The organism is Anabaenopsis arnoldii, from assembly GCF_028331025.1.
Classification (GTDB): domain Bacteria; phylum Cyanobacteriota; class Cyanobacteriia; order Cyanobacteriales; family Nostocaceae; genus Anabaenopsis; species Anabaenopsis arnoldii.
On record NZ_JAQMUH010000072.1, the window covers coordinates 26,371 to 39,509 of the forward strand.

Consider the following 13,139-nt stretch of genomic DNA (forward strand, 5'->3'; position numbering starts at 1 on the left):
TCAAGTTAATCTGCAAAGTTAGGAGTGGTTTGTCTCAATGCTTTACGCAACCAAGGGGGAGGATTACCTTTGAGGGTTTTTACTAGTTTTGTGAGAACTTCACTAATTTCTTCTGCTTCTGATTTGGCTTTGACTGGGGTAACGCCTTTCTTAATTAAACGGGCTGCGGCACTACCACCAATGGCAGCAACATAAACGATGGTACAATCCACTAAAGCATCAAGTTTAGGGGTGATTTTATCCTCGTTACCATCTTCTTTGAGATCACCCTCAAATTTGAGAGTTTCCAGAAATTGATATCCCTCGTCAGAGATTTCATAAACATCAATTTCTCTAGCCCACCCGAAGTGAGCATTAATATGAACTCGGTCACTGGTGGTAAAGGCAATTTTCATTCTCTTTTTTTTGTGAATTAAGGATCGGGTATTGCGTGTAGGGTATGGGGGATTGAGAAGTAATTGATTCTTAATCCCCATTCCCTAAGTTCCATAAGTGTTTAACTCTCTCTTCTTCAGCCTCTAAAAATAGATTACCAATGCCAAATAACAGCTCTATAGTGCCTCGGTAGCCCACTTTAGTAAAGTATCCATTACCCAAGCGGTCGTAAATGGGAATACCTAGACGATAGAGAGGAACTGAGAGACGTTTCGCGATCGCACCTAGATTAGAATTTCCAATCAATAAATCAGAACCCAGGGCTAATTGCTCAAAATCATCTAAATCGCCGATGGTGACACTTTTTACCGGGAGTTTTTCCAACAGCGGCGATCGCGTCGTAGTCACCGCCCCATGAATTTGACTTCCCATGGATTGCAGAAAGTTAACCATTGACCATAACAAATCCGGTTCTAACGCCAAAGACACTCGCTTGGCACTAAAGTAAAAATGACTATCTAACATCGCATCTTGCAGCTGGCGACGTTGACGGCGGTATTTTTCCGGTACGGGATTGCTACTGAGAATAGATAATGCTTGCAGGAACTCATCTACCGGTTCCAATCCAGTCAGTTCACCAAACACCTCGTAGGGGATATTAAACCGATCCTCCAGGATTTTAGCCGCCGGTCGCATACTCTCGCCCAAAGCGATGGTAAAGGCTGAACTACCTACATCTCGTAGTTGTTTTAAGGTAGTACCACTAGCTGTAATAGCAGTATAACCATCTTCTAAATGACCATCAAGAGAAGCCCCCAGGTCAGGAACAAAGATTGGCACTAAACCAAAGGCTGTGACCATCTCTTTAATTTCCTGTATATCCCCCGGTGTAAACGCAGAACCTGCCAAAATAGTAACTTGTTCAGTTCTGATACCACCAGCTTGGGGGATTTCCCTGACTATACTTTCCACAGCCGCCCCAAATCCATCTTGCAACGCCCCCTTAAAGTCTGGGGTAGTAGCATATACAATGGGCAGATAATTTAGGGACTGATGGCGATCGCGGATTTCCTTGAGAAACCGCTCTAGCTCATCTCCTCTAGTTTCCGTCAGTCCTGTACTACATAAACCAATAATTTCGGGACTGACCTTCTCCACCAAAGTGAGAATTGCTTGTTCCACATTCTCCTCACCACCCAAGATAGTAGTAACTTCGGTCATGGCTGTAGTGGCTAGGGGAATAGCTTCCCGAAAATGCCGTACAAGCACAACTTTAGCGAAGGCAGTACAACCTTGGGAACCGTGAAATAAAGGAATCATCCCCTTCAAGCCCAAAAAAGCTAAAGATGCACCTAAAGCTTGGCTTTGTTTCAGGGGATTAACTGTAAGTGGTTTATGAGGAAGATTAACAATCGCCATGGCATTTATACTTATTCGTTGGTCTATTGGAGATCCCGGAGTTCTGGTGTAGATGCTCAAGAGTCTGGAGTTGATGAAACAAGTCTGGGATCTGAAACTGCTAGTCGTTGGTCATGAGCCTACAACCCTTCCCCTCATCTCTCAGACTCTTCCCAAGGGGCGGGTTTACGTATTTGTTCCCAAATAGGGCTATACAGAGCCTCATATAATTCCCGTGCCATCTCCACCATACCCACATAACCAGCATAGGGATGGTGGCGTTCTTGGTTGATATCCAGGAAAGGAATCCGGGCTTTTAACGCCGTGTATTGATTACGACCCCCGGCGATCAACATATCAGCGCCGGTGTCCTTCACCAGCTTTAACAATTCCTTAGCGTTACCCTTCTCCATCATGATGCCATCATTACCAATCAACCTCTTGATCCGGGCTTTATCTTCCTCAGTACTTTTTCTAGTACTAGTAGCAACGACTTCTATACCCAAGTCCTTAGCTGCGGAGATAATCGACCAACTCTTGACACCACCGGTATATAATACAACCCGCTTACCTTGAAGTCGAGCGCGATAGGGAGCCAAAGCCAAATCAAGAGCTGCAGTTTCTTGGGCAATTAACTTTTCTGTGCGCTCCTGCAAATCAGCATCGCCCAATTGCGCCGCAATATTTCGCAGACAGCGATTCATATCATCAATGCCATAGAAAGACTCTTCAATGTAAGGAATGTTGTAACGTTCCTCCATCTTTCTAGCCATATTCAGCAACGCACGGGAACAGATCATCACATTGAGCTTGGCCCGGTGGGCGTAACGAACCTCGTCATAGCGAGCATCACCCGTTATTTTAGATAAAACACGAATGCCTAACTTTTCCAGCAGTGGTGTGACTCCCCACATTTCCCCGGCAATATTATACTCACCGATCAAGTTAATATCATAAGGTGTAGTTGTTTCCGGTTCTGCCGTACCAACTACATATTCCAGCAAAGCCTCACCACCAAAGCGGTTACCCAGGTTCTTACTACCAATGAACCCCGGAGCAATCACAGGAATCACAGGGGTACCAGTTTTCTCAGCCGCAGCCTTGCAAACAGCATCTATATCATCGCCAATCAAAGCAGTGACACAAGTAGCGTAGACAAAAATGGCTGGGGGATTGTAGCGTTCTTTAAGTTGCAGAATCGCCTGATAGAGCTTCTTTTCACCCCCGAAAATCACATCATTCTCACTCAAATCGGTAGTAAAACCCATCTTGTAGAGTTGGGGACCAGAGGAAAGACTACCACGACTACCCCAAGAATTACCAGCACAGGCAATAGGCCCATGGACCAAATGAGCCGCATCAGTGATTGGCACCAAAGCAATCATTGCACCATCAAAAGCGCAACCTCCTTGAGCCGCACCGGGCTGGGCTTGTTGGGTACAAGACTTATTTTTCTTCTCACCCTGTTTGTGCTGATTGTGTTCACATCCCGACTCACTCAGCAGCTCATTAATTTTGCCTTGGGTAATTTTCATGTCTCTTCTCTTGCTAGATCGACGTGTTAAATAGTAACTAATAGACTGCTTGCAAAACTCCTCTCCCGACCACATTCACACCGGATAAACCATTAATAATAATCTGTGTTCATCTGTGGAATACTTATCATAAAATGTACTTTTGCAAGAGCATTAAAAAATCAATATCACTGCCTAACAAATATACTTGGTGACATCTTCCCCACGTTCATCAGCCAGAAAAGATAAAGCCCGAAAACGCATAGCCACCAACTCATCATATACAGGATTGAGTTTACACAAAGCCGGAATATGGAAAGTCCGACCGAATAAATTAACATTACGCTCAAAAGGACAACAGCAAGGAATGACCTGGCAGATTATATGAGCAAGATGATAATTTCTCACTTCAATCCCATCTATTAAACCACGCAGAGGATTGAAGATTTTCTGAAACCAACCAGACTTTTGATAGTTAGGTGGATGGTAATGATGATCAGAGTGAGTATGATGTATAGTTTCCATAATAGATACCTCCATTAAAGATGTAATTTGCTAGAAAAAGGTAAGTAGTGGCTCTAGGGGCGCTGGGGATGAGTATCACCCTTTTTGCCCCTAGCCCTTACTCCCCTTCCTTACCTTTGATTAGCACTCTGCAATTCTTAGCGAATCAAGTCGTAAGAAATATCTGTTTTAGAAGGAATATTGGTGTTGCGATCGATTTCTTCAAAGATTGTATTGACAATCCAGTTGAGCAAGTTGATCACACCTTGATAACCGATAGTGCTGTAGCGGTGTAAGTGGTGGCGGTCCATGATAGGATAACCAATTCTTACCAGGGGAACCTTACAATCACGCCACAGGTACTTACCATAGGAGTTACCAATCAGCAAGTCTACAGGTTCAGTGAACAGTAAAGAACGCATATGCCATAGGTCTTTACCACCCCAGATGGTTGCGCCTTGACCAAAAGGACTAGAATCTAGTAGAGCTTGAAGTTCTTTTTCAAACACATCATTGGAGTTGTGAACCAAGATATGCACAGGTTCAGCACCCATTTCTAACATGAAACCAACTACGCTGTATACCAAGTCTGGCTCACCGTAGATAGCGAAGCGCTTACCGTGTAACCAAGCGTGGGAGTCGGTCATGGCATCAACTGCGCGACCGCGTTCGATTTCCAACTCTTGGGGAATGGGCTTACCGCTCAATTCACTGAGTTTCATCAAGAACTCGTCAGTAGCCTTAATACCCCAAGGACGGGAAACTACAACTTCTTGCTTCCATTCTTTTTCAATGTACTCACGGGTCTTAACTGTGGAGTGCGCTTGCAGAAACACTGTAGCCTTAGCGTTGATGGAGTCTGCGGCATCTTCCAACTTAGTACCACCGGGATACATATCGAATTCACCTGTGTTGGGTGAATCCAGGTAGTCACTGTTATCAGCTAGAATGGTGTAGTCAAAACCGAATAAACCTGCAATACGCTTGATTTCACGGTTGTTGCCTACGTAGGTGTCAAAACCTGGGATAAAGTTGATTTTGCCATTGCTGGTAGCTTTCTTCTGACCTGCGGTGAGGTTAGAAAGAATACCCTTCATCATGTTGTCGTAACCAGTGATGTGGGAACCAACAAAGCTAGGTGTGTGAGCATAAGGGACTGGGAAATTCTTAGGAACTGAACCAGCATCCTTAGCGTTGTTGATGAACGCTTGTAAGTCATCACCAATAACCTCAGCCATACAGGTGGTGCAAACAGCAATCATCTTGGGCTTGTAGAGTTGGTAAGAGTTAGCCAACCCATCAATCATGTTCTGCATACCACCGAATACCGCTGCGTCTTCAGTCATGGAAGAAGACACACCAGAGAATGGCTCTTTGTAGTGACGGGTTAAGTGGGTACGGAAGTATGCAACGCAACCTTGAGAACCTTGTACAAAGGGTAAAGTGCCTTCAAAACCCACAGCAGCAAAAATTGCACCTAAAGGTTGGCAACCTTTAGCAGGGTTGATGGTTAATGCTTCACGAGCAAAGTTCTTTTCGCGATATTCCCAACCCTTGGTCCATTCTGCAACCCGTTCGATTTCTTCGGGGCTGTGACCGTTTTCAAATTCCTTCTTGTTTTGGAAGAGTTGTTTGTACTCTGGTTGGTGAAATAACTCAACGTGGTCTTGAATTTTATCTGGATTCTGAGGCATTTGCTGGTTCTCCAAGCTTACATGATTCGTTAGTAATTGGGAAATTTGACCGGAATTTAAGGATGGGGGTGGGAATGTCACTCAAAATTCAGAATGCAAAAATCAAAATTAACTTTTAACTTTTGAATTTTGAACTTTGAATTCCCAACTCCTCCCCTGGGGCTAAGACCCCAGGCCATCCCTATTTATCCTTTTCCACTGATTTAGGCGGTAGCTTTGGCTTTAGCTTTAGCGTCAGCCTTTTTGCTCCAGGGAGCGCCAATTAGTCCCCAGGTTGGGCTATTGAGTGCCAAATCCATATCGCGAGCGAAGATAGCGAAGCCATCATAACCGTGATAAGGACCGGAGTATTTCTTTTTATGGTTTAATGCTTGGAAATAGCCTAATGTTTGCAGTAAACAATGGTAGTGATAAACATTGTTTGCTGATAACACATTTATTTTTAGGCTAAATATAGGCTAAACCATAGCGATGCATCATCAGGGTAAAGACAAGTATCAAGAAGCTTTTACAGACTTAGAACCATTTCCATCTACTGACGGCAGTTTTCTCGGCTCCAGTCTGCAAGCACAACAGCAAAGAGAACACATGAGAACAAAAGTATTAGTAGAGTTAGAACAAGTAAATCTGCGCTTGAAATCTGCAAAGGCGAAGGTAACGGTGAGAGAATCAAATGGAAGTCTGCAATTACGGGCGACCTTACCAATTAAACCTGGGGATCAGGACACAAGAGGGACTGGAAAAAAACAATATAATCTCAGCTTGAATATTCCGGCTAACTTGGATGGACTGAAAACGGCTGAGGAAGAAGCTTATGAATTAGGTAAGTTAATCGCTAGAAAAACCTTTGAGTGGAATGATAAATATTTAGGTAATGAGGCAATTAAACAAGAATTTAAAACTATAGGTGAGTTATTAGCACAGTTTGAGGAGGAGTATTTTAAAACTCACAAACGCACTACCAAAAGTGAACATACTTTTTTTTATTATTTTTCCCGAACTAAGCGGGTTACTAATTTAGAGGATTTAGCAACACCTGAAAATTTAATTAGTGCAATTACAAAAATAGATAAGGAATGGGCAAGATATAATGCTACCAGAGCTATATCTGCATTTTGCCAAACTTTTAAAATTGAAATAGATTTATCTCCATATTCTAAAATCCCGGAGAATAATTCCCGGAATATACCCACGGATGCTGAAATAGTGGCGGGAATTATTAATTTTGAATATTACTTAAATCACAGGGGTAATCAAGTTAATCAAAATGTCAAAAATAGCTGGCAACTTTGGCGGTGGATTTATGGTATGTTGGCGGTGTTTGGGTTGCGCCCGCGGGAGTTATTTATTAATCCTGATATTGATTGGTGGTTAAGTCCAGAAAATATAGATTTTACTTGGAAAGTTCATAAAGATTGTAAAACTGGGGAAAGACAAGCATTACCATTACATCAACAATGGATTTGGGAGTTTGATTTGAGAAATCCTGTATATTTAGAGATGTTGGCAACTGCGATTAGTAAGAAAAATCAGAATAGTCATGCGGAAATAACGGCGTTAACTCAACGAGTTAGTTGGTGGTTTCGGAAAATTGGGTTAGATTTTAAGCCTTATGATTTACGTCACGCTTGGGCGATTCGGGCGCATATTTTAGGGATACCAATTAAAGCCGCTGCGGATAATTTAGGTCATAGTGTGCAAGTGCATACACAAACTTATCAGCGTTGGTTCTCTCTGGATATGCGGAAGTTGGCGATTAATCAGGCTTTGAGTAGGAGGAATGAGGTTGAGTTAATGCGGGAGGAGAATGAAAGATTGAGGTTAGAGAATGAAAGATTGAGGTCGGAAAATGCAGGGTTAAGGTTGGTTGATCAAATAATCAACACTCGATGACTTACAAAAGCGATCGCAAGCTGGTATGGCGATCGCCGTTTTGATAGTCTGTTGATGCGATCGCACTCTTAGCCAATCAAATCAAAATTTTAGTCTAAAAGAAATACATGAAAAAATGTTTATCATTTGACAAATTTACCAATCAGGAAAATTTAACAATTACCCGAATACATATAAATTAAGATATTGAATATTGACTGTCAGCAATAATCAATGTTATTGTAGAACATAATTAATTGAATTTAGGCTAAAAATTAACTTATATTAAATCTATAATTGCATCACCCTAATTTAACGCAGCTTTCAAGCAGCGTGACCAGGTTCGGAGTAATCCCAAGAGTGCATTTGACGGAAAGGTAGACCCATCTTTTGGAAGACGTACTTCTCTTTCACACCGGAAGCAATTAAGTCTGGTTTAAGAGCCTTAACAAACTCCTCAAACTCGTAAGCAGTTACGTCGTCGTAAACGATGGTGCCATTTTCGATGTAGTGAGTGGTACGTTTGTAGTCGTCGTTATGAGCGAACTCATAACCAGTACCAATCATTTTCATACCCAAGTCTTGGAAAGCTGGGACAACGTGGCGAGGACGCAGACCACCAACCATCATGGCGACAGTCTTACCTTCCAAACGGGGGCGATACTTGTTAACGATCGCATCCATGGTAGGCTGATACTTAGCGATCACCTTCTCAGCGTTTTCTTGGATCTTGGAGTCAAACTTAGAGGCAATTTCCCGTAAGGACTCAGCAATCTTGGTAGGACCAAAGAAGTTGTATTCTAACCAGGGAATACCATATTTCTCTTCCATGTGACGGCTGATGTAGTTCATCGAGCGGTAACAGTGGATGAGGTTCATCTTGACGTTGGGGGTCATCAACATTTCGTTGATGGTACCATCACCAGACCACTGAGCAACTACACGCAAGCCGATTTCTTCTAGTAAGATCCGGCTAGCCCAAGCATCACCACCGATGTTGTAGTCACCGATAATGGCTACGTCATAGGGGGTAGATTCAAAGTTAAGTGTACCGTCAGCCTTAGCTTTGTCAGCTCTGGGGAATACCCAGTCACGAATCATGTCGTTAGCGATGTGGTGACCCAAGGACTGGGAAACACCGCGGAAACCTTCGCAACGTACAGGAACAACAGGCTTATCAATCTCTTTTGCTGCTTTTTTCGCTACAGCTTCGATGTCATCCCCAATTAGACCGATGGGACATTCAGACTGAATAGAAACACCACGGTTTAGAGGGAATAATTCTTCCAACTCTTGGATTAATTTCAGTAGTTTTTTGTCACCACCGAAAACGATATCCCGTTCTTGGAAGTCAGAGGTAAAGTGCATAGTACCAAAGGTATCAACACCTGTAGTACCAATGTAGTAGTTACGACGACCAGACCAAGACCAGTAACCGCAACCTACAGGACCGTGGCTGATGTGGATCATGTCCTTAATAGGACCCCAAACCACACCCTTAGAACCTGCATAAGCACAACCACGGGCGGTCATTACACCAGGAAGAGATTTGATGTTAGACTTAACGCCGCAATCGCTCTTACCTTCTTCAAATACGTTTAAGTGCTTTTCGCGTTTTTTCTTAGCTTTATCAGGGTAAGCTTCTAGAACTTCTTTAATAAGTTCTTTTCTTTCTTCGACAATCTTGTTGTTTTCTGGAGGTGTCATTTTAGCCTCTCAAGTTAGTAAGGATCTGGGGATAAGGTAGATGGAATTCCCCTAAAGGATAAGGGGAAGGTCAAAGGTAAAAGGTCAGAGATAATTCTTACCTTTTCCTTTTTCCCTGTGTATTATTACTTAGCTGCTGCTTTATCTGCTGCTAACAGTTTTTCTGCTTCTTCGTCGCTTTCGAGAATACCGAACTCGATCAACAGTGCTTCTAATTCATCCATCTCGATAGGAGTGGGGATGGTGAGGTTTTTGTTGTTGATGATCTTCTTAGCTAATTCACGGTATTCATGAGCTTGATTGCTGTCAGGTGCATACTCGTTAACTGTCATCCGACGCAATTCAGCGTGTTGAACGATGTTGTCGCGGGGTACGAAGTGAATCATCTGGGTGTTCAAACGTGCAGCCAGAGTTTCAATCAATTCGATTTCGCGGTCAACCTTACGGCTGTTACAAATCAAACCACCTAAGCGCACACCGCCGGTGTGAGCATATTTAAGAACACCACGAGCGATGTTGTTAGCAGCATACATCGCCATCATTTCACCGGAGGTAACGATGTAGATTTCTTGTGCTTTACCTTCACGATCAAGAGCGGTAATATTATCCTTATAGGCTGTAAATGTTCATTTTTAACAATGTTTGCTGTCATCATTGTCAATGATGAACAGTTTTTTTATCAGGGTAAATCTAGGGTATGAACAGAACACAGGAAGCATTTGCCGATTTTCACCAAACAGCCAGGAGCGATGGGGGATATATAGGTAGAATGCAAGCAGTTACAAATCAAGAAAATCACCTGATAGCAAAACTAGAAACGGAATTAAAAGCCGTAAATAATAGACTCAAAGCTGCTAGGGTGAATGTTTCCGTCAGAAAATCTGGTAAGTCACTACAACTGAGAAGCACCCTACCCATTAAACCAGGAGATTTTGACAAAAACGGTATAGGAACAAAGCAATATGATATTTCTTTGGGTATTCCCTTTAATTTTGATGGCTTACGGACTGCAGAAGAAGAAGCCTATGAGCTAGGAAAGTTAATAGCCAGAAAACAGTTTCAATGGACTGAAAAATACTTAGGTAAAACTCGCAATAAAGTTACCAACAAAACTATTGGTGATTTAATTGCAGATTTCGAGGTGAATTATTTTCAAACTAGAAAACGTAACCTGAAAAGTGAAAATACATTTAGTAGCTATTTTTATATTGCTCAAAAACACCTACCCAAAGAAAAATTAGCAATAGATATTAACTTTATTACAGCTGTAAAACTTTGTAATTCTTCAGATAGTGTGAAAAATGAGCTAATTAAAGTTATTCGGGTGCTGTGTAAATCTTCTGGTTTAGAAGTCCCAGAACTGAGTAATTTAAAAATCAAACCTACTGCTCAACGTCAGCGTGATATACCCAGGGATGTAGATATAGAGCAAGAATATCTCAAGTTTGAAACCTACTCAATCAACCGCCCTAGTAAATTACTCACTAGGGAAGATAGGAATAATTGGAAACTATGGCGCTGGGTATACGGAATGTTAGCCACCTATGGATTAAGACCTAGGGAAATTTTTGTTAATCCTGATTTAGATTGGTGGTTATCTTCAGATAATATCATTAATACTTGGCGAGTAAATCAAGAGTGTAAAACCGGTGAAAGGGAAGCTTTACCATTATATCCCCACTGGGTAGAAACCTTTAATTTAAAGACTGACACAGAGGCTATTGAATTATTAAAAGCCAAAATTCACGGTAAAGTTACCAATAAACAAATTAACTCTGCTCGTCATGGTACGGACAGATGGTTTAGATTTGTGGGTATTCCTTTTCAACCTTATGATTTACGCCACGCTTGGGCGATTCGCGCCCATTTAATGGGGATTCCTATTAAAGCTGCTGCTGATAATTTGGGTCATTCGGTAAATATGCACACATCTATTTATCAAAGGTGGTTTAGTTTAGAAAATCGCAAGGTGGCTATTGCACAAGCTATTAATAAAAAGTCGCAGATGGAAGAGTTGCAAGATATGATTTTTCAGTTGCAACAGGAAAATGAACGGTTGAGATTTGAAAATGAACGCTTGCGTTTACGGTTGAATGTCTAGGTTTAACAGGTGAGGTTAATTAGATGGTTGGAGAAAATAAATTTATTTTAAATTTAAAATAAATTTTAGGGTGTGTTGTCGCCCAGCACACCTCATGCTTAATCATTTGGTAAGCCTAAATCTGGTAATTCTTCTACAATCTTCACGGTTTCTAAACTAACGGTAATGATTTGTTTAACTAACCTGACTATATACTGCTCATCATCAAGGCGGTTGGGATCATTGGTAATTCCGCTGAGTTTATCTGTCTTAACTTGATATTGGTCTATAATCCAATCCAGGGCGGAACGGTTACCCAGGCGGTAGTTAAAGACTTCTGGGGGTATACCGCTTAAGGTGAGAAAATCATTATATTTGATTTGGGTTTTATCTTTGGATAGGCGCATTTTCTCCACAAGCCAATCTATGGGTAAGTCTTTATTTTCTAGATGTTTGAGGCGATATTGGGGCTGTTTTTCGTAGTTGATATGAATTTCTGCAAGTCGTTTTCCTGCGGTGACAAAGGGGTGAAAGTCAGGAGCGTAGGGAATGCGGGGAAGTTCTTTTTTGAGGTTGGCTGCGTAGCGTTCCCGGTAGTGGGGATGATGGAGGACTGCATAGATGTAGTAGAAGATGTCCCATTTTGTAATTGTGGTATCTTGGTAATGGTGGCGATATGTTGACAATGCCCAGTCTGTGATGTTTTCTTGGCGGTTTGTTCCGTCTTCCTTGTAGGTGTAAAAGGGGAAACATTGAGTACCACATCCCCCACCAACAAGATGTAAATCGCAAATCTGGTTACATATAAATATCATAAACGGCTTTTCAGACCCAGAACCAGTAAGACAAATCACCCGATTTTCTGCTTCAGTTTCAGGAGTGGGGAATATTATATGCTGCTGGTATCTACGCTGATTTAGTAGTTGATCAAAATAAATATATTGTTGAACAAATGGCCGATAAAAACAATTGCGAATCTGAGATTTATCAAATAAAATGAACTGTTTTTGTTTTAGAGCTAATTTTACTCTATCTGTCCATTTAATAAAACTTGAATCAGTATTTATAAAACTTTCAAGTTCAGGTTTTGTTGGCTGTTGAAAGTATCTATTTAATTCAAGAGTATAGTTTTGGATAAATATTTGTACTTTTCCCTCTAAATTATACTTACAAAAAGAAAAAACCCATTCATCTCTATTACTGGTTACACCAAGACTAAATACCTTAAAAATTACTGGTGGATTCTGGTGTTTTTGCTTCTTGAATTCTTTGGTTCCAATTGGTATAAAATTATAAAAATCATCTTTTAAACTTTCAGTTAACCAATTATGATTTTTATCTGGTGTAATTTCTTGCCATTCTACATTACCAGTATGCTCAAGTTTTTCTAAATAGGCTAACTTTTGTTCTTTTGTCCAGGTGTCATCTATTGCGGCGTAATATATTTTGGCTTGTTTCATAAATCCTTTGGTTCTAATCCGGTTTTCTTAGCAATCTGAGCAAGCATTTTTGAGCCAATTTCATCACCATCTCTAATTCCAGTCAGCAATCACTTGCAAAGCTAACTCTTAGAGGATGTTTTAAAATTTATGATTAGTGTATCAAATATTGGAACCCCACCCTAACCCTCCCCTTGTCAGGGGAGGGGACTGGATTTTATTGTTTTTTATGTGGTCGGTGAGCGAAGTCGATATGTGGTCTGTATTGATTTCGGTGGTTGAGCGAAGTCGAAACCACGATCCTCCCAATAATCTCTAAAATCTCTTGCGGTTCTCTTAACCTCACTTCCTCCCCCTGATGTTCCCTTCGACTTCGCTCAAGGAACTTATTGATTTCGGTTTCGATCCTACTATCGAATATTATTTAACCCCACCCTAACCCTCCCCTTGTTAGGGGAGGGGACTGGATTTTATTGTTTTTTATGTGGTCGGTGAGCGAAGTCGATATGTGGTCTGTATTGATTTCGGTGGTTGAGCGAAGTCGAAACCACGATCC

9 protein-coding genes and 2 pseudogenes are annotated in these 13,139 nt (G+C 41.5%); 2 read left to right on the forward strand and 9 right to left on the reverse strand.

Annotation, left to right across the window (positions count from 1 at the left end; all coding sequences use genetic code 11):
* Positions 1-5: 5 nt before the first annotated feature.
* From nifX to PN457_RS05990, 6 genes and pseudogenes are all read right to left on the reverse strand, one after another.
* Positions 6-395, reverse strand: coding sequence for a nitrogen fixation protein NifX (nifX, locus tag PN457_RS05965; protein ID WP_271731992.1), 390 nt, complete (start codon positions 393-395; stop codon positions 6-8).
* A gap of 70 nt (positions 396-465) precedes the next feature.
* Entirely contained in the window at positions 466-1,794 is a 1,329-nt protein-coding gene (nifN, locus tag PN457_RS05970; RefSeq protein WP_271731993.1) for a nitrogenase iron-molybdenum cofactor biosynthesis protein NifN, read from the reverse strand.
* A 134-nt stretch (positions 1,795-1,928) separates the two neighbouring features.
* Positions 1,929-3,308 (reverse strand): nitrogenase iron-molybdenum cofactor biosynthesis protein NifE, encoded by a 1,380-nt coding sequence (gene nifE, locus PN457_RS05975; protein WP_271731995.1) that lies wholly within the window; start codon positions 3,306-3,308, stop codon positions 1,929-1,931.
* A 174-nt stretch (positions 3,309-3,482) separates the two neighbouring features.
* Positions 3,483-3,812, reverse strand: a complete 330-nt coding sequence (locus PN457_RS05980) for a Mo-dependent nitrogenase C-terminal domain-containing protein (RefSeq protein WP_271731997.1) — start codon at positions 3,810-3,812, stop codon at positions 3,483-3,485.
* A 137-nt stretch (positions 3,813-3,949) separates the two neighbouring features.
* The gene (gene nifK, locus PN457_RS05985) at positions 3,950-5,485 is read right to left on the reverse strand and encodes a nitrogenase molybdenum-iron protein subunit beta (protein ID WP_271731999.1); all 1,536 of its coding nucleotides are present in this window, start codon (positions 5,483-5,485) and stop codon (positions 3,950-3,952) included.
* A 203-nt stretch (positions 5,486-5,688) separates the two neighbouring features.
* Positions 5,689-5,847, reverse strand: a pseudogene (locus PN457_RS05990) (nitrogenase molybdenum-iron protein alpha chain); the annotation flags it as partial.
* A 109-nt stretch (positions 5,848-5,956) separates the two neighbouring features.
* On the opposite strand from PN457_RS05990, the gene PN457_RS05995 reads away from it, so the two are divergent.
* The gene (locus tag PN457_RS05995; RefSeq protein ID WP_271732002.1) at positions 5,957-7,378 is read left to right on the forward strand and encodes a site-specific integrase; all 1,422 of its coding nucleotides are present in this window, start codon (positions 5,957-5,959) and stop codon (positions 7,376-7,378) included.
* A gap of 303 nt (positions 7,379-7,681) precedes the next feature.
* On the opposite strand, the gene nifD is transcribed toward PN457_RS05995, so the two are convergent.
* Both nifD and nifH read right to left on the reverse strand, forming a co-directional pair.
* Positions 7,682-9,064, reverse strand: a complete 1,383-nt coding sequence (nifD, locus tag PN457_RS06000) for a nitrogenase molybdenum-iron protein alpha chain (RefSeq protein WP_271732003.1) — start codon at positions 9,062-9,064, stop codon at positions 7,682-7,684.
* Between the two features lie 125 nt (positions 9,065-9,189).
* Positions 9,190-9,651, reverse strand: a pseudogene (nifH, locus tag PN457_RS06005) (nitrogenase reductase); the annotation flags it as partial.
* A 110-nt stretch (positions 9,652-9,761) separates the two neighbouring features.
* On the opposite strand from nifH, the gene PN457_RS06010 reads away from it, so the two are divergent.
* Positions 9,762-11,165, forward strand: a complete 1,404-nt coding sequence (locus tag PN457_RS06010) for an integrase (RefSeq protein WP_271732005.1) — start codon at positions 9,762-9,764, stop codon at positions 11,163-11,165.
* Positions 11,166-11,263: 98 nt separating this feature from the next.
* Here PN457_RS06010 and PN457_RS06015 read toward each other — a convergent pair whose 3' ends face one another.
* Positions 11,264-12,604 carry a type ISP restriction/modification enzyme gene (locus PN457_RS06015; protein WP_271732007.1) on the reverse strand — a complete coding sequence of 447 codons (1,341 nt, stop codon included), beginning with the start codon at positions 12,602-12,604 and terminating at the stop codon, positions 11,264-11,266.
* Between the last annotated feature and the right edge of the window lie 535 nt (positions 12,605-13,139).